23 protein-coding genes are annotated in these 26136 nt (G+C 53.9%); 13 read left to right on the forward strand and 10 right to left on the reverse strand.

The features are described from left to right. Positions 1–387 precede the first annotated feature (387 nt). A complete protein-coding gene (locus OOF89_RS22120; protein ID WP_266082113.1) occupies positions 388–1317 on the forward strand; it encodes a mechanosensitive ion channel family protein in 930 nt (309 codons plus the stop codon). 144 nt (positions 1318–1461) lie between these two features. Here the strand turns inward: OOF89_RS22120 and OOF89_RS22125 are convergent, their stop codons facing one another. The 5 genes from OOF89_RS22125 to OOF89_RS22145 all read right to left on the reverse strand — a co-directional run bounded on the left by OOF89_RS22125 (position 1462) and on the right by OOF89_RS22145 (position 6415). Further along, complete coding sequence (locus OOF89_RS22125; protein ID WP_266082115.1) at positions 1462–2616, reverse strand: NAD(P)/FAD-dependent oxidoreductase; 1155 nt, start codon at positions 2614–2616, stop codon at positions 1462–1464. Between the two features lie 83 nt (positions 2617–2699). Then, positions 2700–4091 (reverse strand): aspartate aminotransferase family protein, encoded by a 1392-nt coding sequence (locus OOF89_RS22130; RefSeq protein WP_266082117.1) that lies wholly within the window; start codon positions 4089–4091, stop codon positions 2700–2702. Between the two features lie 100 nt (positions 4092–4191). Continuing rightward, positions 4192–5070 (reverse strand): dimethylarginine dimethylaminohydrolase family protein, encoded by an 879-nt coding sequence (locus OOF89_RS22135; protein WP_266082119.1) that lies wholly within the window; start codon positions 5068–5070, stop codon positions 4192–4194. Continuing rightward, positions 5070–5522 carry an Lrp/AsnC family transcriptional regulator gene (locus OOF89_RS22140; protein ID WP_266082121.1) on the reverse strand — a complete coding sequence of 151 codons (453 nt, stop codon included), beginning with the start codon at positions 5520–5522 and terminating at the stop codon, positions 5070–5072. The genes OOF89_RS22135 and OOF89_RS22140 overlap by 1 nt, the downstream gene beginning before the upstream one ends. A 62-nt stretch (positions 5523–5584) precedes the next feature. Beyond that, positions 5585–6415: a nitrilase-related carbon-nitrogen hydrolase gene (locus OOF89_RS22145; protein WP_266082124.1), complete on the reverse strand. Its 831-nt coding sequence runs from the start codon at positions 6413–6415 to the stop codon at positions 5585–5587. Positions 6416–6551: 136 nt separating this feature from the next. On the opposite strand from OOF89_RS22145, the gene OOF89_RS22150 reads away from it, so the two are divergent. The 7 genes from OOF89_RS22150 to OOF89_RS22180 all read left to right on the forward strand — a co-directional run bounded on the left by OOF89_RS22150 (position 6552) and on the right by OOF89_RS22180 (position 15144). Continuing rightward, positions 6552–7571 carry an ABC transporter permease gene (locus OOF89_RS22150; protein ID WP_266082127.1) on the forward strand — a complete coding sequence of 340 codons (1020 nt, stop codon included), beginning with the start codon at positions 6552–6554 and terminating at the stop codon, positions 7569–7571. Then, positions 7568–8416 carry an ABC transporter permease gene (locus OOF89_RS22155; RefSeq protein WP_266082129.1) on the forward strand — a complete coding sequence of 283 codons (849 nt, stop codon included), beginning with the start codon at positions 7568–7570 and terminating at the stop codon, positions 8414–8416. The genes OOF89_RS22150 and OOF89_RS22155 overlap by 4 nt, the downstream gene beginning before the upstream one ends. Before the next feature lie 84 nt (positions 8417–8500). Then, a complete protein-coding gene (locus tag OOF89_RS22160; protein WP_266082131.1) occupies positions 8501–9700 on the forward strand; it encodes a polyamine ABC transporter substrate-binding protein in 1200 nt (399 codons plus the stop codon). Position 9701: 1 nt separating this feature from the next. Beyond that, positions 9702–10856, forward strand: coding sequence for an ABC transporter ATP-binding protein (locus OOF89_RS22165; RefSeq protein ID WP_266082133.1), 1155 nt, complete (start codon positions 9702–9704; stop codon positions 10854–10856). 45 nt (positions 10857–10901) lie between these two features. Next, complete coding sequence (locus OOF89_RS22170) at positions 10902–12413, forward strand: aldehyde dehydrogenase family protein (RefSeq protein WP_266082135.1); 1512 nt, start codon at positions 10902–10904, stop codon at positions 12411–12413. A 171-nt stretch (positions 12414–12584) separates the two neighbouring features. After that, a complete protein-coding gene (locus OOF89_RS22175; RefSeq protein ID WP_266082137.1) occupies positions 12585–14009 on the forward strand; it encodes an aldehyde dehydrogenase family protein in 1425 nt (474 codons plus the stop codon). Between the two features lies 1 nt (position 14010). Continuing rightward, positions 14011–15144, forward strand: a complete 1134-nt coding sequence (locus OOF89_RS22180) for a saccharopine dehydrogenase family protein (RefSeq protein ID WP_266082139.1) — start codon at positions 14011–14013, stop codon at positions 15142–15144. A gap of 477 nt (positions 15145–15621) precedes the next feature. Here OOF89_RS22180 and OOF89_RS22185 read toward each other — a convergent pair whose 3' ends face one another. Both OOF89_RS22185 and OOF89_RS22190 read right to left on the reverse strand, forming a co-directional pair. After that, on the reverse strand, positions 15622–15870 hold the full coding sequence (locus OOF89_RS22185) for a hypothetical protein (protein ID WP_266082141.1): 249 nt from the start codon (positions 15868–15870) through the stop codon (positions 15622–15624). 198 nt (positions 15871–16068) lie between these two features. Beyond that, positions 16069–16488, reverse strand: coding sequence for a VOC family protein (locus OOF89_RS22190; protein ID WP_266082143.1), 420 nt, complete (start codon positions 16486–16488; stop codon positions 16069–16071). Positions 16489–16863: 375 nt separating this feature from the next. On the opposite strand from OOF89_RS22190, the gene OOF89_RS22195 reads away from it, so the two are divergent. After that, a complete protein-coding gene (locus OOF89_RS22195; RefSeq protein WP_266082145.1) occupies positions 16864–17778 on the forward strand; it encodes a hypothetical protein in 915 nt (304 codons plus the stop codon). Positions 17779–17809: 31 nt separating this feature from the next. Here OOF89_RS22195 and OOF89_RS22200 read toward each other — a convergent pair whose 3' ends face one another. After that, positions 17810–18757, reverse strand: coding sequence for an alpha/beta hydrolase (locus OOF89_RS22200; RefSeq protein WP_266082148.1), 948 nt, complete (start codon positions 18755–18757; stop codon positions 17810–17812). Positions 18758–19224: 467 nt separating this feature from the next. Between OOF89_RS22200 and OOF89_RS22205 the strand changes: the two genes are divergently transcribed. Then, on the forward strand, positions 19225–20250 hold the full coding sequence (locus OOF89_RS22205; RefSeq protein WP_266082817.1) for a zinc-dependent alcohol dehydrogenase family protein: 1026 nt from the start codon (positions 19225–19227) through the stop codon (positions 20248–20250). A gap of 125 nt (positions 20251–20375) precedes the next feature. Here OOF89_RS22205 and OOF89_RS22210 read toward each other — a convergent pair whose 3' ends face one another. Then, positions 20376–20945, reverse strand: a complete 570-nt coding sequence (locus OOF89_RS22210) for a TATA-box-binding protein (RefSeq protein WP_266082150.1) — start codon at positions 20943–20945, stop codon at positions 20376–20378. Between the two features lie 203 nt (positions 20946–21148). Here OOF89_RS22210 and OOF89_RS22215 point away from each other — a divergent pair, with 203 nt between their 5' ends. The 3 genes from OOF89_RS22215 (at position 21149) to OOF89_RS22225 (ending at position 23611) form a co-directional block, all read left to right on the forward strand. Next, complete coding sequence (locus tag OOF89_RS22215; protein WP_266082152.1) at positions 21149–21916, forward strand: DUF7260 family protein; 768 nt, start codon at positions 21149–21151, stop codon at positions 21914–21916. Between the two features lie 301 nt (positions 21917–22217). Continuing rightward, positions 22218–22883 carry a thiaminase II gene (gene tenA / locus OOF89_RS22220; protein ID WP_266082154.1) on the forward strand — a complete coding sequence of 222 codons (666 nt, stop codon included), beginning with the start codon at positions 22218–22220 and terminating at the stop codon, positions 22881–22883. After that, entirely contained in the window at positions 22880–23611 is a 732-nt protein-coding gene (locus OOF89_RS22225; protein ID WP_266082157.1) for a TenA family protein, read from the forward strand. Before tenA ends, OOF89_RS22225 begins: the two co-directional genes overlap by 4 nt. A 1337-nt stretch (positions 23612–24948) precedes the next feature. Here the strand turns inward: OOF89_RS22225 and OOF89_RS22230 are convergent. Further along, positions 24949–25776, reverse strand: a complete 828-nt coding sequence (locus OOF89_RS22230; protein WP_266082159.1) for a M14 family metallopeptidase — start codon at positions 25774–25776, stop codon at positions 24949–24951. Between the last annotated feature and the right edge of the window lie 360 nt (positions 25777–26136).

The following is a 26136-nucleotide window of genomic DNA, read 5'->3' on the forward strand; positions in this document are numbered from 1 at the left end:
ACTCAAAACCCAGATACGACTTTTCGTTTGACATGTCTCCTTGCCACCGCTAATTCCTCGATAAGACTTCCGAGTCCGACAGTTGGACTCTCTCGCTAGATTAACTGGGAGTGCCTACTAACACAAGCACTGGCAGCGCATATACATGCCTGCGCTATCAAGCAATTTGCTCTTGTTCGTGAAACGAAAAAGGAACAGCAGTGGCACACTCGAGCGACATGAGAATATGCGAAAATGATTGGTGACACTCTCTTCTCGACTCTCGACGAACGACTCCTCGGCTGTATCGTACTCGTAGTGTCGTTCATAGCGTCCCGGAGCCTTATACGCTGGTCGGGGGAGAAGCTGCGGCGCCGGTTCGGTTCGCAAATCGCGGAGGCAATCAAAATGATCAGCACTGCACTGGTCGTCGCCGCTGAAATCGTCGGCTTTGCTACGATCTGGAACGCGAATTTCGTCCTTCGGGAGGTCGTGAGCGCAGTGATCGTCAACCAGTGGACGCTCATACAGCAGCTGGTGACGATAGCAGTTTTCATCATCGCTTATCTGTTGATCCGTTTCACCAACCGATCGATCGATAAACTCGCTGAAACAAAGGCGTTGACGGGCCATCAAACGGAGATTGCGTACCACGTTTCGAACGTCGGGATTTTCCTCGTCGCGATAGGAATCGTTCTCTCCCTCTGGGGAATCGACCTGACGAACTTCTTTATCAGTGCCGGTGTGATGAGCGTCATGATCGGGCTGGCGGCTCGGACGACACTCGCTGCGATGGTCTCCGGGTTCGTACTCCTCTTTTCACGACCGTTTCGGGTCGGTGATTGGATCAAAATCGGGGAGGAGTCCGGGGTCGTCAAGGACGTTACGATTTTCAACACGAAGATACAAACGTTCGACGGAAAGAGCGTCCTGATTCCGAACGACGAAATCACGAATAGGGGCCTTCGAAACGTATCGGAGAACAACCAGCTACGGATAGAGATTCCGGTCGGCGTCGATTACGAGACGGACCTCGAACACGCGGAGGACGAGTTGGAGGAGGCCAGTGAAAAGATCGAGGGAATCAAATCGACACCTGCCCCGCAGATAATCATCCGGGAGTTCGAGAGTTCATCCATCCTCTTCGAACTTCGCGTCTGGATCGAAAATCCGACGAGTCGTCGCCGATGGAAGGCGAAAACGAACGCGATCAAGGTGATCAAAAACCAGTTCGACGCGGCGGATATCTCCATCCCGTTCCCGCAGCGAGTACATGACTCCCGCGGCGAAGGGAACGACCATTCCCCACGACGGCAAGCCGTCCCAGCGAACGATTAGTTTTCGCATCCGACCCCCGTTCCCGCTCCGCATAACGTCGTACTACCGTCACGCTGCACTCGAGATTGACGTTCTCGAACAGGCTAAACAGGTCGCCAAGACGAACGAAGGGACCGAATCGGCTACCGAGTAAACGAGACGAAATCAATCTCCTGCACTGATACTCCGGAACTCGAAATCGGGCGACCGGGATTCGAATCGATCGAGATCGAATGTGCCGGTTGGGAACGGACATTCACCACCCGTCATGAGCGTTCGAACGGTCGTCGCCGCAACGGGCGCACTCATCACACCTCGACCATGGAATCCGGTTGCGACCAATAGCCCGGCGGGACCATCATTCGGTGCATCGATTATCGGCCTTGTATCGGGTGTTGCTCCATCGATCCCTGCCCAGCCATTGACGAACCGAGCACGTTCGAACCCGTGCATGAATTTCGGGAGGAGGGTGGCGACGTGATTTCGGAACGCCTCATCGTCACTGGTGCTTGCGTGCTCGGGAGCGTCTTCGGCAAACGACCAACCGCCGACGAGTAAATCTCCGTTGCGCTCCGGACGGAAGTAGATGTGTTCACCCGGGATCCATCCCATCGGAACATCCGTCCGCAAATCGTTTTCGGGTGTAAGCACGACACACTGCGTTCGATACGGTCTGATGGGAAGTTGGAGACGGTCGCGGAGAAAGCGCTCACTTCGCCAGCCAGCAGCGACGACAACGGTTGGGGCAGAACAGGTACCCGAGGTTGTTTCGACACCCTGCACCCGTCCACCGCTGGTTCGGAGACCTGTTACCATGGTCCCAGTCTCGAACGTCGCTCCCCTCGACTCCGCGTCCTCTTTAAGCGTCATCGCGAACGTATAGGGATCGACGAAGCCGGTGTCGTCGTACTTGATTGCGCCGACGAAGTCGGGCAGATCGAACCGAGGATACGTCGTTTCGATCCGCTCGGATTCGACGAACGAGACGTTGACACCCTTTGCTGCAAGGCGTTCCACGCGTCTTCGAGACTCGCCTTCACGAACGGGAGAAATGAGTTCGAGACTGGGACACTCGGTGAACGTAAACTGTCCAGTTCCGTCGTATCGTCGGAAAAATTCGATAGCGTGATCGGAGATGGCGGGAATATCGGAATACGATGGTGCCATCGTAATCTCACCTGCGGCGAGCGCCGATGCTTCCCCGGCTATCTGTCCTCGCTCCAGAACGGCCACATCGTAATCACTGGCCAAGTCACGAGCGATAGCACAACCGATGATACCGCCACCGATAACGATGACGTCGTAGGAATCGTCCGTCATCGTATCACCGATCGTACCTCACCGTGACGGGCAGTGAGCGGGTAGTCGGTCCAAATCGACCAGCGATCTCGAGTATTCATGGTCTATTCGTACTCGTGGTCCACGGCACGAAACGCTTCTTCCGCGACTTCGAGTGCGTGGTCGACTTGCTCTTCCGTGTGAGAATAGGTAGTGAAAAAACGCTCGCCCTGCATTGGGTTTCCGAAGAGGACACCACTGGCCGCTGCTTCGAGCCACCAATCGGCAAACTGGTCCTCGTTGGCGTGCCAGGTATCCCGATACCGATGGATGTCGTGGTCGGTCATATACACCTGCCCCATCGAGCCGATGTGTTGGACGTTAGCATCGAGACCGACGTCGTCGGCAACTTCTTGGAGCCCGGAGAACAGACGGTCGCCGAGGCGGTCGATGTGTTCATACACGTCGCGTTCGTCGAGGATTTCGAGCGTTTTGAGGCCGGCTGCGGCTGAAACCGGATGTCCGTTGTAGGTCCCACCGTGGAACGTCGAGGTGTTCCACTTTGATGCTTCCTTCTTTCGGGGAGGGATGATCTCGTCCATGATTTCGGATTTTCCCCCGAACCCAGCGATCTGGTAGCCGCCACCGGCGGCTTTGGCAAATGTAGTCATATCGGGTGTAATGTCGAACCGTCCTTGCGCACTTTGTGGACCGAGTCGGAAGCCGGTCATGACTTCGTCCCAGATTAGGACGATTCCCAGTTCTTCGGTAAGGTCACGAAGGAATTCATGATAGCCATCACGCGGCAGTAAACAACCACAGGAGAACATCACTGGTTCGATGATAATCGCCGCGAGGTCGTCGGCTTGTTCACGGAGTATTCGCTCGGTCGCATCCTTGTCGTTGAACGGAAACACAACGACAGTATCGCTAATGACATCAGGAATGCCGGTTCCATACGAAACAGTGTTCGGAGCGTCGGCTGGTCCCAGTGCTTCTTCACTGGCATAGACGCTTTGAAGCGCATAATCGTGTGCCCCGGCGTACCCACCTTCAGGTTTGGCGATTTTGTCCTTGCCCGTGTACGAACGCGCGACCCGCATCGCGTGCATGGTCGCTTCACTCCCGCTGTTTGCGAGTCGGACTTTTTCGATGCTGGGAGTCATCTCCGCGACCTTCTCCATGTATTCGATCGCGATCGGTTGTGGAGTGGCAGTTAAGTCGCTCGTATCGACCTGTTCTTTGACTGCGTCCCGTACTTCGGGATTGCCGTGGCCCAGGATGATCGGGCCAAGCGCGAGGAGAAAGTCGAGGTATTCGTTCCCGTCGATGTCGTACAAGTACGACCCGTCAGCTTCCTCCACGTAAAACGGATATGGGTCAAATGAACGAACGTTCGACTCTACCCCGAGAGGCGTCACGTTGGACGCTCGTTCATGAAATCGTTCGCTTGAGGTGGTCTTCTTCCGGAAGCGCTCAGTGTGGTCGTCTTCTTGTCCTTTGTCATCAAGACTCATCGTACCATACGACGGAAGAACATCCAATAAATCTTTGGCCAGTGAGAGTTCATTCCGAAAATAGTCCGTCAAACACTGGTGTTAAGAGGAAATAATACGATCACGAGGTGCGAGAAAGTGGGAGTACCAACCCTTTCAACCCCCCACCTGTTTTTCGAATTTCACGGATATCGAGCTCGATAACGTCCATTCCTTGCTCTTCGAGCGCGTTCCGAACGAACGGATTCCCGGACGGTATCAACACCTCACCAGGTTCGACGACGATGGTGCTCGTGGCTCGATTACGCTGTTCCCGCATCGGTACCTCGATCGTCTCGATTCCTCGGTCGTGTAGCGTTTCCTGGAAGTCGGTCGGGATCGCCTGCGGGTAGACGAGCGAAAGGTCCGGGGCGACCATTCCAAACACGAGGGCGAGATGCGTTTGTCCAGTACTGTCCGTGCTACCGAAGATGGGAACCTCGACGACATCGATCCCGAACGTTTCGAAGACGGTCCTGACCTGGCGAATTCCTTCGTCGTTTGTCGTTCTCGACCGTCCGATAGCGACCGTCTCCTCGTCGATCCATACCATGTTTCCGGCCTCGAACCCGCCCGGCCCATGAACCATATGATAGATTGGAATCCCCAATTCGACTGCCCGTTCGGACATCCGGCGCTCCTCACCATGGCGGGTTCCCTCGACCATTTTACCGACGATCAACCCACCCTCGAGTGCGAAGCCGACGTCACGAACGAAAAGCGATTCTGCCAATCCCTCACCGGCGTCGACGAGACGATATACCGTTACGCCTCGATTTTCGAGTTCAGCAACCAATGCACCGTGTTCACTTGCGGCGCCCTCCTGCCGGGGCAACCCACCCCATTCCCATTCGTCAGGGTCGACTACAGTACTGAATTCCGGGCCAGGTTCGTGAACGAGAACGCTCTCCAAACGGCCGACTTCGGTTCGAACGGACGGCGAGAGATCCCACTCGATCATTATTCGGAGAGACTGAAGCGCTGTTCTTCTTTCACGTTTCGGAGCGCCACATCGGTCGCTGTCGAAAGCACCGCATCGTATTCCCCAATCCGACTTAGCAAGCTAGTGAGTTCGGAATGGTTGCCGACTCGTACTTTCAACAACAAATCGGCATCGCCGGTGATTTCGTGTATTTCTTGAATCTCCGTCTCTTCGGTGAGTCGTTCAGCAACCTCGGAGAAATGGCCAGCCTCGGTGTGAACGCGGACGAACGCCACGTTATCCAACCCAAGCAATTCGGGGTCGAGCACCGCCCGATAATCTCGAATGTATCCGTCTTCTTCGAGCGAATTCACTCGTTCGTGGATCGTGGCAGTCCCCATATTGAGCCGACGAGCGATCTCCGAGAGTGCCAATCGGCCGTCGGCTTGAAGGATTTTGAGGATTTTAACGTCGATATCGTCGAGATTCATACGGTTCATTGTGAATTACGGTCTCCTGTTCGTTCTAATTCTTTCGTCGTGGTTTTGCCTTTTCATCTGTTCGAATCCGTGTATGGCCGGACCGAGGCGTCTGTCCTCGATTTTCGAAGAGTGGAAATATCGACAGGGCACACTCCCGTCGCATCCATGTCGCGAGCCAACGACAATCGTGTACCATGCGGTCCAACGATGTCGTCACATGGTGCGAAGACCGTCGATCGTCCGGTCGCTGACAGCCCTGCATCCGGTCGCGCTCCGACGAGACAAACCTGTGCGAGATACATCTGATTCTCGACTGCCCGAGCAGCCGAACAGCGACTGACGCGTTGATACCCTGCCTCTTCAGCCGTCCACGAAGGAACTGCAACGACCTCAGCGCCGCGATTTGCGAGGCCACGGATGATATCCGGGAACTCGACGTCATAGCAAATCGCGACTCCAATACCGATGCCATCGTGTTCGATAACCGGCGGGAGGTCGGCTCCTTCCCGTTTCCCGCAGGTGCGCTCTTCGGGGATGAGATGTGACTTATCGTAGGTGACGATGCTCGAATCAGGGGAACTAATAGGACATCGATTATGGATCGCATCACCATCGATGATATTGTACGAACCACCGACGATCACCGCATTGCGACGGTCTGCTGCGGTGACAAGGAAGTCATGAAACCGTGTTTCTTCCTCGGAAGAGAGGGTCGCTATCGAATCGTCTGTCCCTATTTCTTCGAGATAGTCGTTCACGAACAACTCCGGAAGGATGTAGAGGTCGGCGGTACCTGCACGGTCGAATCCGGCCGCAATGCGCTCCAATAGCGCATCAAACGACCCCACATCGCAGAGTTCGTACTGACACAAGGCGATGTCGAACGTCTCGCTGCTGTCCATTTGCTTACGGAGCTATGAAGGTAGGAGACAAAAAGTTTATCTGAAATTCGGCAGTGGATACGAGAAATAATCGGTAGATACCCGGAATAGAACAAAACTTATTTTGTGGGGCCGTGATGGTGTGACACGTAAACGCATGGCAGGTGAAACACCAACACGGGAACAAGAGGTCGAGACGCAGTCGGGACTTCTCCGCCAGTTGCGTGGGAATCGCTGGACTGGGCTGGCCGTGAACATACTCCCGAGCATGTTCTGGCTGATCACGTTCTTCCTCATTCCGCTGGCCGTGATGTTCTACTATAGCTTCGGTCAACGGGGGGCGTTCGGTGAGGTTCTCATCGGACCGGAGTATCTCGGGCTGCAACAGTACAGCCTGTTCTTCATCCCCGACGGCGCTTCCATCGTGGATACCGTTTGGTATACCATCGCGTGGGTGATCAACTCGATTCTCCCGTTTACTATCCATCTCGCAGCGGGAGAACCGACACCGTATGTGCAACTGACGTTGAAGAGTATCGGCTTTGGAGTCGTCGCAACTGTACTCTCGTTCGTCATCGGATATCCCGTTGCCTACTATGTCGGTCGGTTAGCACCCGAAGAGTATCAGGACCTGTTGTTGGTGTTGATTATCCTCCCCTTTTGGGCGTCGTTCCTCGTTCGAATTTATGCGATTCAAATACTGTTATCGGGCAATAGTGTTCTGACGAACGCATTAGGGCTCCTTCCCTTCGTTACCCCCGGACAGTCGCTAATGAACTCACGGCTTGCGGTCATGGTAGGATTAGTGTACATCTGGATCCCGTTTATGATCCTGCCCGTGTACGCAAGTCTCGAAGAGATCGATTTTACCCTTCGGGAGGCAGCGATGGATCTTGGGGCAAATCGGTTCCAAGCGTTTCGGCGGGTCGTCTTTCCGTTATCCATGCCGGGTGTGATCGCCGGGAGCTTGTTGGTGTTCATTCCAAGTACGGGGGCATACGTCATCCCGGACCTACTCGGCGGGACGGATAGCCAAATGATCGGGAACTTCATCGCGGAACAGTTCGGCGCGGCCGGTAACTGGCCACTCGGAGCCGCCGGGTCGTTCACGTTGATGGGGATCATGCTAGTTGCGATAGCGGTATACCAGCGGTACGGGAGCGCTGATCTCGTATGAGTACGGAAACCCCACAGCGCACCTGGCTCTCCCGTATTCGGTCGCGACTCTTCCGAAACGGTGGAACGATACTCGCGGTCGAAACGCTGCTCTTCTACCTGTTCCTCTACATCCCGATCGCGGTACTCATTTCCCTCTCGTTCAACGACTCGCGATATGCGTTGGTATGGCAGGGATTCACAACCAAATGGTATACGGATCTACTCGCGGGGCAGACAGTCGCTCGCGTCGATCCGGATGCTGCGTTCACAGCCCTCGTTCATTCGGTCGAAATCGCACTCGTCACTGTCGTCGTTAGCACCATATTTGGAACGATGCTGGCGTTTGCCCTCGATCGATACGAGTTCCCCGGGAAGCGGCTATTTACGGGTCTCGTCTACATGCCGATCATCATTCCGAGCATCGTAATGGGTATTTCACTGCTCTTATTCTTCAATATCGTCGGAATGGCGCTCGGGCTCCACACCGCAGTTATCGGACACATCGCATTCGACATCAGTTTCGTCGCGATCGTCGTGCTTGCTCGACTGCAGAGCTTTAATCACACGTTAGAAGAGGCAGCCAAGGACCTGGGAGCGAACGAGTTGGAGACGCTCCGATATATCACCTTACCGCTCCTAAAACCCGGAATCGTAGCTGGTGCGTTGCTCGCGTTCGCCATGAGCTTCGACGACTTCGTGGTCACGTTCTTTATCATCGGTAATCAGAATACCCTCCCGATTTTCTTCTTCTCGATGGTTCGCCAAGGAATCACACCTGGGGTCAACGTCGTCGCGGCGCTCATAATCGTCGTGACGATGTCCGTCGTAGCCGTCGCCCAATGGTTCGAAGGACCGATATGGTAGAAAAAGATTCGGAATAAACCCCGTAACCCCCCAATCTTTATGTCATACAGGCGCATTTTACCAAAAAGAATCGGCGTGATACACATGGACAAGCATAGTAACTCTCGGGAGGATAGGCGGCGATTTCTGAAAACGACGGGAACACTGGCGACGGTTGGAGTCACCGGCCTTGCCGGATGTATGGGTGGAAACGACCAGTCCGGTCAAACGAGCACGACACCGTCTGACGGAACCGCCGCTGGAAGCGATAATCCTCGAAAGAAGTACGGACTGAAGGAACTCGATTATGAAGTCGAGGACCGACTAAACATCTTCCAATGGGGAGATTATTGGCCCGATGGCACCGTTCAGGATTTCGAGAAGGCGTATGGTGTGACGGTCAATGTCTCGAACTATGCCTCCAACGAGGAGATGTTCAATAAACTCAAAGCCGGAGGAACCAGTCAGTACGATCTCATCTTCCCGAGTGACTACATGATCAACGTCCTCGTCAACCAGGGGATGATACAGAAGTTGGACATGCAGAAGATCCCCAACTATAGCAACCTCGATAAGAAATTCACGGACACGCCGTACGACCCAAATCCAGGAACCTATTCTGCACCGTATCAGTGGGGAACGTCCGGTATCGGGTACAATAAACAGATGCTCGGTGGTGACGTGGACATCAACTCCTGGGATGCCATGTGGAATCCCAAGTGGAAGGGCCAGATGACGATGCTCAACGATATGCGCGAGACAATGGGCGCTGCCCTGAAACGGCTTGGCTACTCGTTGAACACGAAAGACGAGAAGAAAATCAACGAGGCAAAAGAGACGCTGATCAATCAGAAGAAACTGCTAAAGACGTACGATTCGTCGAACTTCACGACCAACCTGATCAACAAGCAGGCGAGTCCGGTGCACGGATGGTCAGGTGGGGTATTTCAGGCGTATTGGGAGACGTACAAGAATGGGTCGTCGCCTATCGGATACACCGTCCCGGACGAAGGAGGAGTCATCTGGGTCGACAACGGAGCGATTACCAAAGAAGCGAAACATCCGAACGCAGCATCCGCGTTCATCAATTACTACCTCAACGCAAAGATCGGCGCACGCATCACGAACTACACTTACTATGGAAGTCCGAACAAGGCGGCAGAGGAGTACATCAACAAAGACATCCTGAATAACAAGAGCATCTATCCCGACTCGAAAACGATGAAAAAGCTCGAATACATTCGAAATATCGGTCAGGCGACGTTGATGTACAACGAGGCTTGGACCGAAATCAAGAACGCATAGCATGACGGAGTACGATGTCCGCCTCGACGGGATCAGCAAGCGATTCGATGACGTCGTCGCAGTCGACGACGTGAGCCTCGACATCGAATCCGGGAAGTTTCTCACCCTCCTCGGACCGTCGGGATGTGGAAAGACGACGTTGTTACGGTGTATCGATGGATTCGAGACCCCCACGGCGGGTGACGTGTATATTCGCGGGCAGCGCGTCAATGACATCCCGCCATTCGAACGCGACACGAGTATGGTGTTCCAATCGTACGCCTTATTCCCGCACATGACGGTGGGGGAGAACGTCGCGTTCGGACTCGAAATGCAAGGAGTACCGTCGAACGATACTCGAAAGACGGACGGTGGGGCGACATCGAATAGCAGTCTCGGCGCGTCTTTCAAGCGACTTCTCAAACGGACCGGAAGCGAAGAGATCGACGCGCGGGTTGCAGAAGCACTCGAATTGGTGGAACTTCCTAACTATCAGGGTCGGAAGATAAGCGAACTGTCCGGCGGACAGCAACAGCGTGTTGCCCTCGCTCGTGCATTGGTCACCGAACCGACGGTCCTGTTGCTCGATGAGCCACTCGGTGCGCTCGACCTGAAACTCCGGAAAAACATGCAAGTCGAGTTGAAAAACCTCCAGGAAGAGTTGGACACGACGTTCGTCTATGTGACACACGATCAGGAGGAAGCACTGACGATGAGCGATGAAATCGCGGTGATGAACGATGGCCGTCTCGAACAGTTAGGGTCTGCGACGGAGATATACGAGGAACCGAAAACGGAGTTCGTCGCGGACTTCATCGGCGAAACAAACCTCATCAGGGGTTCCTATGGAGAGACCGCCGATGGTGCAGTTGTCGAACGGAACGGCATTTCGTTCAGGGTGCCGCGAAACCCCGACGCCGAAGGTGACGTTTCGTTCGCGGTTCGGCCGGAGAAGATCCGTCTCGGTGATGATGCTCGTGGACTGGGCAACTCCTTCGAAGGGAAAGTGATCGAAGAGATCTACAAAGGTAACCTCGGAAAATTCGTCGTCGAGCTTTCGAACGGTCAGGAGTTGACCGTGGACATGCAGATAACCGACCGCAGTGAGTATCTCTCACCCCGTCAATCCGTGACGGTCGGGTGGTCGGCGGACAACGCCGTCGTGCTGACGCGGTAAAACACCCATACTGGAACGATCATCGAGGAGGAGGTTAGAATCCCAATGGAAGAATACACCGACACGCTCAAAGCAAATCACGAATCGGCAATCGAAAATGCAACCGACGGCGTAACGTTCGGCATCGTTATCGGCGGCGAGACCCATCAATCGGCTGCCGAAGAGACCTTTCGACCGACCGACCCTGCAGTAGGGGCACCGATCGCGGACGTCGCACGTGGTCGGGACGCAGATGTAGATGCCGCAGTGGCAGCCGCCACTACGGCGTATGCGGAAGGGTGGGGCGACATGACACCGCTGAAGCGTGGGGATGCTATCAGAGAATGGACGGCGGCGCTTCGTGACAATCTCGATGAGCTCGCACTCCTCGAAACGCTCGAGGTCGGAAAACCGCTTTCGGCCGCACGAGCGGACATCGAGACGGGGCTCGACTTCTTCGAGTACTATGCTTCAGCGGCCGTCGGAGAAGAAGGGTCAGTGCCACCTGTCGGGGATGACTCGTTTGCGTATGTCAATCGAGAATCCTATGGCGTGACCGGTCAAATCCTTCCATGGAACTACCCGATACTCTTGATGGGCTGGAAGGTCGGTGCAGCCCTCGCGACGGGGAATACGTCCGTGACAAAACCGGCAGAACAAGCACCGCTCGCAGTAATCCGCGCGGCCCAGCTCGCACAGGGCATTCTTCCCGACGGCGTGTTGAACGTCGTCCCTGGCTTCGGTGACGAAGCAGGTGCGTCCGTCGCAAGCCACGACGATATTCGAAAAGTATCGTTTACAGGCTCAGTACCGGTCGGTCAGGAAGTCATGCGGGCAGCTTCGGACGACGTCACACCAGTTACGCTGGAATTAGGTGGAAAAAACCCCTTCGTCGTGTTTCCCGACGCTGATGTGGAAGCAGCCGCACAGACAGCAGCTGTTGCGGGGCTTTACAACAATGGACAGTCGTGCGACTCAGGGACCCGTCTCCTCGTGCACCAAGGAATAAAAGACGAGTTTCTCGACTACTACCTCGACGCTGTCGAAGATCGGACGATCGGCGATCCCTTACAGGACGCGAATCAAGGACCACTCTGCTATTCGACACATCGGGATAAGGTAGAACAGTACGTCGAACTCGGCGAAAAAGAAGGAGCGACGATCCTCACCGGAGGCAGCCGTCCGGACGACACTGAACTCGACGATGGCTATTATTTCGAACCGACGGTTTTCGATGACGTGGACCCCGAGATGAGGATCGCACAGGAAGAAGTGTTTGGCCCGGTACAGTTCGTTCTGGAGTTCTCGACATACGAGGAAGCCATCGAGATAGCAAACGACGTGACCTATGGTCTCACCGCTGGCGTCTTCACACGGAACGCCTCACGTGCACATCGGGCGGCCGCGGACATCGCGGCAGGGAGCATCTGGGTAAATCAGTACTTCGGTACCGTCCCGGGAACTCCGTTCGGAGGCTTCAAACAATCCGGTATCGGGCGTGAGTGCGGGAAGGAGGCGCTCACGGAATACACACAGAGCAAGTCCGTCCACCTCGCGCTCGACGACCCCACGCTTTGATCGGTGTTTGGAAGGCGCAGCCGTACCATCAGGGGTTTCGAAGGGATAGAAAGTTCGTCCCGAAATAATCGGTTCGACAATTCGATTCATCTGCCGAAGTTTTTCCGAGTTTGTCCCCCAGTCCCGGAAAGATTTTTGGGTTGGGTAGCCATTTGATAGAGTGACTCACGCATGAGACAGTTATACATCGATGGAGATTGGACCGACTCCGAGTCCGACGAGGGCATCGACGTCGACTCACCAGTCACAGGAGAGGTCATCGATACCGTTCCTGCTGCATCCGCACGGGACGTACGAACGGCAGTCGAGGCCGCCCGCCGGGCACAACGCGAACTCGAGGAGATGACCGCGTTCGAACGTGCGGCAGTGCTCGACGAGGTGACCGATTACTTCGAGGAACACGAAGACGAGATCGCCGAACTCATCACGCGCGAGGAGGGGAAACCACTCCACGAATCATACGAGGAGACCGAATACGTCATCGAATCGAGCGACGACTACGGTCACGATGCGATCCGGTTGTTCGGCGACGTCGTTCCATCGGAGTTCAGAGGGCGGTTTGCATATACCCAGCGCGAGCCATACGGTCCGTGTGCGGTCATCAGCCCCTGGAACTTTCCCCTCGAAGTCCCCGGTGGAAGCATATATTCGGCCATCGCCACCGCGAATCCGGTCGTGTTCAAACCTGCCGAGGAGACGCCACTCACGGCGTACCATATCGCGGAAGCGTTCGACCAGTCGAGCCTTCCCGACGGTGCATTCAATCTCATCACGGGAGCAGGCGAAACCGGTGCGGAGTTGGTCGGCCATCAAGACATTCGACTGATCGCGTTTACCGGTAGTACCGAAGTCGGACGACAGATCGCCAAAACGGCCGCTGAGCGAAATGCACAGTGTCTGTTGGAGATGGGTGGAAAGGACCCGATCATCGTTCTCGACGACGCTGACGTGGATCATGCCGCCGAAAGCATCGTGATGGGGAGTAACTGGAATGCGGGGCAGGTTTGTTGCGGGACCGAGCGTGTCATCACGACCGATGGCGTCCACGATGCATTGGTCGAAGCCGTAGTAGAGAAGACCGAGGCCCTTACCCTGGGCGACCCCTTCGAGGAAGGAACTGATGTGGGACCGATGGTGAGCAAACGGATCCAGCAGAAGGTCATAGATCACGTCGATGATGCGGTAAATCAAGGAGCCCAGCTCCTGGCCGGTGGGGATACCGACGGTCTGTTTTACACCCCTGCGGTGTTGGATAGCGTAAACGAACAGATGGATATCGCTACAGAGGAGACGTTCGGACCGGTTTCACCGGTAATCCGCGTCGATGACTACGAAGAAGCGATCGAAGTCGCTAACCGTTCACCGTACGGTCTTCAAGCCGCGATCTTCACTGATTCCCTCGAACGTGCTCACGATGCTGCGAATCGGTTGAAAGCAGGCGGCGTGTTCATCAATGAAACCAACAACTACTGGGAACGGCTGCTTCCGTTCGGCGGATACGGAAGTAGCGGTTCTGGTGGTCGGTATGGAAGTAAATGGCACTTGGAAGCGATGACGCAAACGAAAGCAGTCATGATAAATTATAAGGATTACTGACATGAAAATCGTAACACTCGGTGGTTGTGGGGCGATGGGTCGTGCGACATCCCGTGAACTTGCAGGGAACGATGACGTCGAATTAACCATCGCAGACGCGGATATCGACACTGCGGAGAGGCTCGCTACGGACCTTCCGGGAACAGTCGAGACCGTGCAGGTCGATGTGACTGATCACGACCACCTCGTCGATGTCTTGACCGATTCGGATGTCGTCGCGAACGCGCTCCCGTATGCATTTAACATCGATGTGATGGAGGCGTGTCTCGAAGCGGAGGCGCACTACCTCGATCTCGGTGGACTCTATCATAAGACACAGGAACAACTCGAACTCGACGATGCGTTCGACGATGCGGAGCTCACTGCAGTTCTCGGGATCGGAGCGAGTCCGGGATTGACGAACGTCGCAACCGCAATGGGTGCGAGTCGTCTCGACCGTGTGGACGCGATTCACATTCGAACCGGCGCAAAGGGGGGCGGCGACGGATTCGCGTATTCAGCGAAGACGATTTTAGACGAGCTTACGATGAACCCAGTCGTCTTCGAGGACGGTGAGTTCAAGGAACTCGATCCCCTCTCCGGTCGGGAGACGTACACGATGCCGGACCCTGTCGGGGAGGTAGAAGGGTTTCACAGTATCCACTCGGAGCTAGCAACGATGCCATACACGTTCGACGGGGTCGACACCGTCGATTTCCGCGTCGCGTTCTCGCCCGACTTAGTGAACATCTGTGACGTACTCATCGGGCTGAATCTCACGAGCGAGGAGGAAATCGAATTCAAGGACACTACGTTCACACCCCGTGAATTCCTCGACTGGCACCTCGACCAACAACCGAAACCTGGCGCAGTCGAAGAGTGGAAGTCGTTCCGAGTGGACGTCACTGGCGAGAAAGACGGCGAGGATACTCATTATCAGTATTCCGTCGTCGTAGAATCACGGCTCGACGGTTGGGGACTGAAAGCCACCGCCGTCTGGACGGGCGTACCGATGGGTATTGCGGCGGAACTAGTCGGCCGTGGAGAAGCGCTCGAAACGGGAGCAAAGCCACCCGAGCAAGCTCTGGACCCCAAACAGTTCATCGAGGAGCTGCGACAACGTGATATCGTCATTGACGAGAAGAGAGTGGCGTAATCCGGTATCCGCTTACATTCACCCTATTCGTCGATCTATCGGCGTATCGGTACGGACGCCATCGTGAAACCGTTCCGACACAGATCGTCGATAGGTGGGATATTTCGCTACTCCACAACCAATCGTATTCTACCGAAGCAAAGTTGGTCCACCACAAGCACGCCCCGAAAACCGTTCACGCGGTCGCAACGGAGCAAACCGTTCGACCTGCCGTCTCGTCGAGATGTCGAAATTCGAGTTCGAGATACAAGCGTATCCGTGAACGATTAGTTACGCTCAGCTCGGACAGATTACCCAGCCCCACGTAACGAACGTGAGGCGCTGGCGATACTCGATGAATAGGCTGACCGAACGGTTTCTCCGAACGTTCACTCGCGGTCAGCCTCATCGGTCTCGTAATACTGCCGTGCGAAAATTGACCAAAAAATGGCAAGAGTGCTTAGCCGAGCACTCGGATAGGACGATGTATCGTCGCGATCAATCGTTAACGGGGTGTTTCAGTTGTACTTCACGTTGTTCCAGGTCTTCCTCCGGCACGAGTTGGACGTTCGTGTTTACGTCTCGGATACTGTTTTCCCGAGCCGCGATTCGTTCTGCTCGCTGTCGTTGCAACCCGTGCAGGACGATGTCCATTCCTTCGGCTTTCGTGGTGACAGCGACCGCATAGCGTTTATCGTCCGAACACGGACTTGCTTCACCGTCCGGGGAATGGCGCTGTATGGACATGGTCTGGTTTGGTGATACCCGCGGTAGTCTATCGTACGATACACGTAGCGATAATCGAGCGATTTTAAAAAAGGTTGAGGCCTACTGTCTGCTATTTATAATAAATAGATTTGTCAAGGAAAGAAAGGAGTGGGGAACTGACACAAGATAGGTCGGACATCTCCACACTCTATATTCGTGGCAATCCGGCGGGAATGGTTACGTTTCGATAAGTTCGATGAGGTTTCCATCGGGATCCCGGAGGAACAAGATCCGTGATCCGCTTTCCGTCGTCTGTGGTTTACTTAGCGATTCCACGTTCCTCGGAAGCGTCTCGAAAAACGTGTCGATGTCATCGACTTCCAGACCAAGATGTTTTGCTCCGGGCTCATTGATCGCACTTTCTCCCCGCTTTTCTCCTGTTGGCTCGTATTCGATCAGTTCGACTCGCGCAGTCCCGGCGCTCAAATGCGCAAATCGTCCAGTTGCACCGTCAACGGCAACCGCTGTCGAGAACGACGTTCCGGAAACGGTAAACCGGTCAAGAACACTCAGGTTGAGGACATCACGATAAAATTCCACAGCGCGGTCAAGGTCCGTCACAGTCACACCAAAGTGATGCGCATTTAATTCACCCATGTGACGATGTCAGGTAGATCACGGGTAAAACGGCTTCGGCTAGCACTTGGAGAACGCTAATCCAGATATCGAACGACATCTCGGAGACCATAGCAATAGGGGTCCGAACAGTCGCACAGTCGAGAAACATCATTCCAGCGTCCAACAGGAAAGGCTCGACGGGGTGCTCTCGGAGGTCACACGCCTGCAGAGTGTGAAGTGACCAACGTTATGGAGGCATATGTCGGCTACCGGTTCGTCGGTTCCGTCATGGAGATCGCGTACTGGTGGTTTGCAGGTTCCCGTAGCTCTGTTGGAGACTTCGGCATCGGGAGAACGGTCACGACTTCGCACACCGATGAACATATTTAATCACCCTGTGATGAGTCCACTTGCATGACTGACGCGGTGATCTCCGGTATCGACCATATTCTCATCCGTGTTGAACACCTAGAACCGCTTTTCTCAACACTCACCGAGGTCTTCGGATTACCGTCGCCGTGGCCACTTTCGACTCATTCAGCGTTCACCAGTGTTGGCGTCTCGCTCGGAAACGTCGATCTCGAACTCGTTCGATTCGGTAAGTCTATTGAACGACGACCAAACACCCGTCTCTACGGCATCGCATTCGAACCGAACGCACCAACACTCATGGAGAGCCAGCGTGTGCTACAGCGACGTGGTATCCCTCATAGTTCAGTAGTCCCATACATTCGCCGAAACGAAAACGGCAATCCCGAACACCTCTGGGACAGTCTCTATGTCGGCGGGCTTCTCGGTGGAAATCTATGGCAGAAAATATTTTTTGCGTCAACGAAATTTCTCCCAAACCGATTTCTCGCGCGGACAAGCGATAGCGATGTCAGTGCCGTTCTTGATCGAGTGTTTCCCCATGGAATGACGTTTTTAGTGGATTACGACCCTGCGTTCGCTGAGAACTTCGAGCGCGAGGAGGCACGACGTAAATTCGATACTCGTAACGGCGGCCCACTGGGAGTAGTCGGCCTTCGTGAGATCGTGATTGGTACAAAGCATACTGATGCGGCTCGAGACCGGTGGAGTGATCTCCTTTGGCCCGTTGCTGAATCAACCCCAAACCGATGGCGCTTCGACGATGGACTGGGTATTCGGCTCGTCTCGCAGTCGAACGACGGATTCGTCGGCCTCGTGGTCGAAGTCGAATCTCTCGATCAGGCGAAAGCATTGTTAGCGACTCATGATATGGTCGGAAACGTAAGCGAGTCGTCAGTCACCATCGCCCCCTCGACCCTTGCCGGGGTTGATATCCGTCTAGTTGAATCCGCCAATTAACCGTACTGGACGTAACCCACGTGAGAATGAGTTATACGCCGAATGAACCCTGTAGATCCCGTCCGATTTCAGCAATGGCGTCTCGTGCTTGACGTAATTCGGGATCATCAAGCATACCGATGAACCCGTGAATCAAATCGTCGTAGTGACGGTGGATAACCTCGATATCAGATTCTTCGAGACGTTCAGCGTAGGTAATCCCTTGATCTCGTAATACATCGAAGCCACAGGTGATTACCGTTGTGGGGGGAAGATTATGGAGACTTCGCGCTCGCAGCGGCGATGCGTACGGGTTGTTACCATCTAAGTCATTCTCAAGATAGTGGTTCCAAACCCATTTCAGATCCGCTTGTGTGATTACGACTTGTTCAGGATCCAAGTCGAACGACGGGGAGTGGAACGCGTGATCAACGATAGGTGTGACTAGCACCTGGTGAGCTAGTATCGGGCCGTCACGATCACGGGCGAGTTGTGCAACTGCGGCTGCTAGATTACCACCTGCACTCTCTCCATAGATCGCAATGCGGGCGGAATCACCGTGGGCGACCCGTGGATTATTTGCGATCCATTTCGTCGCAGCATAGCAGTCTTCGACAGGTGCAGGGAACGGGTGTTCAGGTGGCTGACGATAACCGATTGAAACGACCGCACATTCGGCCGCATTCACGAGCGCTCGACAGATACTGTCGTCAGTATCGATGCTTCCCATAACCCAGCCACCGCCATGGAAGTACACAAGGATGGGAAACGGGGCGGAGCCTTCTGGCGTATAAATCCTGATTGGAACACCATCGGCGGGCCCTTCGATTGTGAAATCGCACACTGTCCCAACAGGCTCGGGGTCCTCGGATGAGGTCCAGAGCTCTGCAAGAAGGTGGCGTGCCCCGTCGATAGAGAGCGAACTGAATCGCGGAACGCCTTGTGTTTTCCGTGCGTCGAGGATCGCTTGCATGTCCGGATGGGGTGCTGCTGCGGCCATCTCAGATCATTCTAGTAGAGGAGGTCAGTGTCTATAATGGTAGCCCATACACAAAATGGAACCATATTCTCGTCCAACCGTGAACATCATCAACGCACGCTGCACGTCGGAACCGTATTTGTAGTCCTTTGCATTCGTTTCGGTTAGTCTATTTTCGTCTACCACTGCCGAATCGTATGTATATGTATCTAGTATGCAGATACAGTATTCAGATTTCACACCATCGGCCAATCTGTTACCACCTTCCGACGTCTATACTCCCATGGAAAGGGAAATGTCGAGACACCTCACGGATCTGTGGGTGTCAACCGTACCCGACGATCTAACAGAGTCACGAGCTGGAAAGGACCACAACCGAGATCTACCGCTCTTTTCGATACTTCCGAAGCGAAAGCGGCGCGAGGACGGCATCCTGTAGCATATAATTCCATCATCCTCTTTGCGATGGCATCCGTTGATATAAGATGATGAAGACCGCCCTGCTAACCGACACGCATACGGTGAAGATCAACGACACGGAGCGACCGGAACCTGCCCCACACGAACTTCTCGTCGAGATCAACGCCTGTGGCGTCTGTACAACGGATTTGCACATGTACAGCGGATCGCTCACGATCGACTACCCACTGGTACCGGGTCACGAAAGTGCCGGCGAGGTCGCCGCAGTCGGCGACAATGTCGATGACTTTCGAGTGGGAGATCGGGTGGCGATCAACCCTTCAGTCCCCTGCAACGAGTGCCGGGCGTGCAAATCCGGTCGGGAAAACCTTTGTCACGACCTCACCTCCATCGGTGGCGCCGCCAAGAATATCATTGACGGGGCGTTTGCGGAGTACGCGACCGTACCCATCGGAAACGTCGAGCGTATCGGCGATCTCGATTACCGGACCGCTTCGTTCGCTGAACCGCTCGGATGCGTCATCAACGGTATCGATCAAGTCGACCTGACGAGCGGAGAAACTGTCGTCGTTGTCGGTGGCGGTTTCATCGGCCAGTTACTCGTCCAGGCGTTGCGGACGAGTGGCGCAGGAACCATCGTTCTCTCCGAACCAGTTGCTGAGCGACGGGAAATTGGCCTCGAAGTCGGGGCCGATCACGTGGTGGATCCGAGCGACGAGGATCCAACGGCCGTCATTCCGGACCTCGTTGGTACCGTCGACGTTGCCATCGAAGCCGTCGGATTCCCCGAGACCATCACACAGGCGCTTGACCTCACGGGGCCGGGTGGTCGAACGCTCGTCTTCGGTGTTCCCCCTGAAGATTCGATGGTCGAACTCTCGCCCTTCGATCTGTTCTTCGAAGAGCGCGAGGTCGTCGGAAGCTACTCGCTCACGCCGAACACGTTCTCACGGGCGGTGGCGCTGCTCGAAAGCGGCCGAATCGATGTCGATACACTCGTCACCGACGAGTTTGCCCTCGAGGGGCTTGAAACGGCATTCGAGCAAATGGAGGCTGGGAAGGGACTGAAGAAGTTGGTCTACCCTAACCGGTAATCCAGCGGAGAACAACAAACCGTTCACGATTATCGAGAGGGACACAACCCGCTTCGAACGATAGTATAGACGCGTCGTTATCCGTGGTCTTCAGAAGAGAGAGCGAACTCCGAATATGTATCGGATTAATTATCCAGAAACCCGAGTTCTGAAAGTCGAGATTTGGCGTGTGAAACTCCGGTTTGTGCCTCGGTTTCCGTCTTCGCACCAGTGATGACGAGTTTTCCGCTGTTGAGAATCAGAATGACGAGGGGTAGTTCATCGAGACGATAGATGAGTCCTGGAAATTGTTCTGGCTCATATTCGATATCCTCGATTCCTAACCCAATGGCAAGTGCGTTGAGATTGAGTGACGTTTCGAGATCCGCACTCGAAACCATATTTTCGATCGAAATCGATGGCTCTTCTGGTACTGAAATTCCAAGGTTTCGAAGCTGTGTGAATAACTCTTCATATCCCTTTTCTATATCATGGATACTATTAGCACCGGTACAGGTTATCGTTCCGGTACGGTACAACAACATCGTAGCCGAGGTAATCGGTAGTCGGCAAATCACACCGGGGAACTGCTCGGCATCGTATGTCCCACTCGGTAGGTCGTCGCCGAGCCGTGCAACGTCGAGTTCCTGCTCAATTGCAGACGTGGCCACGATATTCTCGATTGTGATTTGATTCGATGGAGGGTGCGTTGTCATTGGGTTGCTATCACACTCCACGATAATGATTCAATCGGCACTCAAGTGACATTGAATCCGATTTTCACCAGTTTATATGAAAGTCGCGGATAAATACCATATTCCTACTAGTTTAAATACATAAATGCGGGTAAGGAATATAATCTATATTAATACATTGGAATAAAGCCTAATAATCGATCTCGTCATGGCAATTTATAGCAATGGGACAGAACGGATACCAACTAGTCGATTACACTTCCTTGCCGAAAGCGGAGAGACTGACGAGCAAAGAAGAATCTCAATGCAAAGCGGAAATCAACGCATTTCAAGACTTTCTCGACAAGTTCGACGAAATTTCACCACGACCGTACCAAACTGACGGCGGATCAGTGCAAAAGGCAGTACTAATGGCCTATCGAGATACCATTCTTGCAGTTGACCATTGGGCAGACGAATACGGTGAAGAGAACGTCCACGAGAGTATCAAAAACGAGTTTGGACCGGAGATAGCAACAGGGCTAGCAGGTGGGTCAGCAACGTGGTCACATCTCCTATGGGATCAACTCCGAACTGAAAGTGAAGCGGCTATCAAAACTCGACGGCGATCACTCGGAGTGTTATCGGAAGAGCGACAGCAACTACAGGAACTGCGCAGGTCACTCAGCGAAATCGGAGATGAGTTGGCCGCAGTGGAGCGATGCGAGTACCCGTTTGCAGAGCGGAGTGACCGGTTGACCACTATACAGCAGCAACTGGATGAACTAACGCAAGAGCGGCAAACGCACTTACATCAACGAAAGAAAACACATGACAAACTATTCTCGTCGTACATTTATGGATGTCTCGAGACGGATTTCCCTGGGCTAGCAGCCCTGGCGACGGCTCGACAGATACTCGACCGTATCAAGCTTCGTCATTGGGCGGGATTGGTTAGAACGCGTGACAGTGGAACCCCGAATAAGTATGAGGTGGATTTCGAAGAGATATAGCGGTTTACTACACGGGAGATTTGCGATCGGGCTAGTTTTGAGACAGGCGGGACATCAGCATAGCATGGGCGAGAACGACTGCAACCACCGCAAAAGCGGAGGTGGTGTGCGAGAAGTCGGCGTCAGTGGTTCTCGTCTGCGAATGATTCTTCCGTCTTAAATCAGCTTTGTCGGTGCAAAATCCCCCTATTGATGGCGTCATTTGGATAGGTACCTTAGTCAAAACGACGATCGATTTCGAACGTGGTATTACCCGATGGTAGTATCAAGTTATATTGGGATGGAACCCACACGTTCAGCTATGAGCTTCAGTAGCGATCTCGAACCAGTGGCTGAACCTATCTGGGATGCCATCGTAGCGCATCCGATAGTCGAGGAGTTAGGGTCCGGTACCCTTGACGAAGAGCTATTCAGGTATTGGGTCAGACAAGACTATATCTATTTGATTGACTATGCACGAGTCTTCGCGCACGGTGCGACGATGGCGCCCGACCTCGAGCGCATGGGGACCTTTGCTGAGCTTCTCGATTCAACGATCAACACGGAGATGGCCTTGCACCGCGAGTACGCGGCCGAGTTCGGCATCACTGAAAGCGATTTGGAGGCTACTGAACCATCACCCACTACGAGGGCGTACACCGACTTCCTTGTGCGCATCGCGACGACGGGGACGTTCGGCGATCTCGTGGCTGCACTTCTCCCCTGTATGTGGGGCTTCAACGAGACAGGAAAGCGGCTCGCGGAGGGAGGATTGCCGGACGATGACCGGTACGCTGGATGGATTGAGATGTACGCAGGCGAAGAGTTCACGGAACTCACGACATGGTGTAAGGAGTTGATGGACGAGGTAGCTGAGGGCAAAAACGAGGACGAGCGCGACCGCTTTCGGTACCTGTTTCGAACATCGGGACGCTACGAGTACCGTTTCTGGGACGCTGCATGGCGACAGGAGGAATGGTCGGTATGACTCGGTATGATACCGACGTCGTGGGCGATTCCGAGACCTTCGAAGAGTATGCCGAGGGAGGTGAGAAACACCGATTCACAGACTGGCTTCGTGAACGTTCGGAACCGGAATGGTCGAATGCAACGGCCCATCGTTTTACGCACGAACTTGGAACCGGAGATCTCGACGATGAAGTCTTTCGACGGTATCTCGTGCAGGATTACGCGTTCGTCGAGACACTCGTCGGGGTCTTTGGATACGCTGTCGGGAACGCACCGACCATGGAATCGAAATCACGACTCGTCGACTTTCTCGGGACACTCACCGCCGAGGAGAACGATTACTTCGAACGCTCTTTCGAGGCATTGGACGTCACGAAAGCTGAATACACCGACCCTGATTTGACACCGACAACACAGGCCTTCGAAGACCTTCTACTGCGGGCCGCGAGAGAAAACGGCTACGCCGAGACACTCGCGGTTCTTCTCCCCGCCGAGTGGACCTATTTGGAATGGGCTACTACGGTCGAGTATGATTCACAGTCACGGTTCTATCTCGCCGAGTGGATCGACCTCCACGTGAACGAGGAGTTCAGGGCCTTCGTCATGTGGCTCCGAAATGAACTCGATCGGGAAGGGAAAGCAGCATCACTCCGCCGTCAGCGACGCATAGAGCGGCTATTCAGGCGAACGATGGCACTCGAAGTTTCCTTCTTCGAAACGGCATACGAACCACGTGAACACGACTGAGACTCCGACCGATGTGTCCGTCGCCGACAATGGGGTCACAAGAGCCGTTACGGGAGTTGAAACGGGCTATAAAACGTACCGTACTACGTTGTTCGTAGCACGATCCGTATTGATGAACGAACGAGTAGCAACGGTGACGCGAATCGTGAATGAGATTCCATCACCAGCTCGTAGAACACCGAGTGATTGCCCCCGGAACGTTATTGTTAGGGATTTCTCATTCCCGGCATTAATACCGGGCAGAGAGAGTAGGTTTTGTTGTGTTTGACCACGAGTAAGATCGTCAATATCATAGTTTCCGTTTCCATTTTCGTCTTTAATAACAGATCCGAGAAGCGAGGTCCCACCATACGTGCACTGAATAATTCGTACTGACCGCGCTGTAGCTTGACTGTTCCCGGACAAACCAAATAAGCCATCACTTTCCGAATAAGAGATCGTAAGGCCAACGTGTTCGGCCGAAAGTGAGGACCGGGTATTTCGTATTTGTAGTGTATTTTGGACCGGGGGTGCGAGTAACAACGAATGCTCAAGATCACGCCAGGTAGCAGACACCGCATCCTGATTGTTCTCATTCGTAGTGCTTCCTTGCGTAGCGGGCCCAATTTCACTAAGTGACCCATCAAGCGTCCCAGCAGATATCGAGTTACTGGTTGATTTAGTTGTGCTGGTAAAGAGAGCTTGAACGAGGGGAATGGTAGAAGAACAGACTAGAAGGCAACAACAAAAGAGTACTGCAACCTCCCTTCGTTTCATACCTATAAGTTAGGAATGCGTCATTATAAATCCACGTAATGTGCCAAAATGATTGGAATTGCCGAAGTAGGAACCACCTCGATTTGTACGTTTATCGAACATCTATACTAAGTTTGCATTCTCCTTTCAATCGGTGCGAAGTGGTGAGAAATCAATTCGTTCGTACCACCGGTTCTATTCAGTAAGGTGGCTGATCATTTCTATCGTATTCAGGTTAGTGAGGACATTGTACCCGTGTATTTCGTTGGAATATTCGGACGTGATTGTTCACCTGATATCGAACGGTACGGAGGTAGTTCGAAATGGACTCTCGAGACGAATCACGGCTCCCGTCGAAAAATACGTGGTCTTCATGAATCAGTTGTTTTAATACCATCACCACACCGCAGATACGATACCCGGAAACATGATTCCTTGTGGCACGATACTCACGAACCATTCCCCGAATGAGTCCCCGGATCTGGCGCCATCACTCCTGATCCGTACCAATTGCTGCCACATCCCCTCTCCTCCGTAGACGTCCCCTACGATCCGAACAGTGACACGAGAACGCGGACGGAGACGAAAGGCAGTAAACCCTGTTAGTTTTCGTACGTTCGATTTATTCCATGCCTGCGAAGCAGATGGTGTACGATGTTGAGTGTCCAATTGCGTCGTGTTTCGAGATCGGTCCCATAGCGCGTTGTTTCGACGATAAATCCGGGTTGGTTGAGGTCAGCATCGACCTTATGGATGAGTAACGGTCGGTCACCATCGATGGTGTTGCCGCGTCTGAAGCGATAGTAGTCTTCGAGTGAACCGTCGAAATGATAGCGGTTCATGTACCGGGTCGTCATCACTGCGTCTTCTCCAGCACCCGACGCCGTCGTCGGATAGATCGCCTGCCCAACTCCCTCAGGACCGACGTCCTCGTTGTAAATTCCCTTCGAGCTGTGGAGATCGAGCACGACATCTGGGTCGTATGATGTGATAACGTCCCAGATTGCACGCGCAAGTGGTGTCGTCGGCTCTTCACCGGGAGGGAATTTGCGGTTGAGATTTCCGTTATCGTTCGAGTATGTATCTCGTCGAATCGCGACGGGGTTTGCTCGTGGAATCGTGATAAGAGTTCCCTGGTCAATCGACCATGTTTTTACGTCCTCTGCGGCTTGGTAGCCCGCTTCTTCGATCCCATGAAACCCCCCAACAACGACCGCTGTGGGTCCTTCGTTCTGCATATCCGTGAGATACACATCAGTTTCATCAGGTGTACCCTCACGGATAGTGTGAGTGTCCCGTATCGCCGCCTGGCTAGTGCCTTGTGTAGCCAGTGCGGCCGGTGTTGCAACAGCTGCTAAGCCAGCGTGACGTAGAAATGAACGACGTTTTTGAGTTGTCTTTTCGCTACCGCCTTCGTGTTTTTCTGCCATTGCAACCTTTGTCAAACATAGAATAAGTTAGTTATACGGTCGCTGCAATTACTAAAGGAAACATTACTGAACGATGGGACCGATACCGAACCAAGGCAACGGTAGCATCGCTTTCCGCCCGTCTGATTCGGGAACTCATTGGCGAACGCTAACGTGGTTCCCGTTATGAACGGGTGTTACAGCCCATTGTAGGAGAGGTCATACCAAACGGTCGAACAGAATTGCTCCAACCCACGTGAGTCGGAGGCGTACCACGGAGGGTGAGAGGTGATTTCATCGACCCAGACCCGGAGAAATACGACGATGGAGCGAAAACGTCTGTAACCGAATCAGACGGACCACGACAGGTACGTGAGTATT

Origin of the sequence: Haladaptatus caseinilyticus, from assembly GCF_026248685.1 — an archaeon.
Taxonomy (GTDB): domain Archaea; phylum Halobacteriota; class Halobacteria; order Halobacteriales; family Haladaptataceae; genus Haladaptatus; species Haladaptatus caseinilyticus.